At 57.2% G+C, this 505-nt stretch carries 1 protein-coding gene; it reads right to left on the reverse strand.

Annotated features, from left to right (window positions below; translation table 11 throughout):
- A partial coding sequence (locus ACTHUR_RS18760) for an N-acetylmuramoyl-L-alanine amidase (RefSeq protein ID WP_440400283.1) occupies nt 1-505 on the reverse strand: 505 nt, incomplete at both ends.

The following is a 505-nucleotide window of genomic DNA, read 5'->3' on the forward strand; positions in this document are numbered from 1 at the left end:
GGTTTGTACGCCGCCGATGGCGTCGGCGTTGTTTTGGGTTTGGGCAAGGAATTTTGCCGCCGAGCTGGTCGCTCCTTTGGTATTGAGCATATATACGCCGGTACCGCGAGCGGACGGGCTGGTAAAGGCATCGGCGTGGATGGACACGAATACGTCGGCATTGCGTGCACGGCCTTTGGCAACGCGTACGCCCAATGGGATAAAGATGTCTTCGTTGCGCGTCATGAATACGTTGTAACCCAAGGCTTCGAGGCGTTTTTTGGTTTCGCGTGCAATGGAGAGTACAACGTTTTTTTCTTTGAGGCCGCTCGGGCCGATTGCGCCGGGGTCTTCGCCACCGTGACCGGGGTCAATCATAATCACGGGACGGCGGTTGCCGCCGCTGCCGCGATTGTTTTTAGGGGCAGGGGTGTCGTATGCGATATTGGTATTCGGACGTTGTTTGGGGACATTGCCGTTGAGCAAGGCCATCATCGGGTCGTTGGCATCTGCGCCGTGCGGATAG

This window comes from Neisseria sp. P0021.S007 (assembly GCF_051956855.1).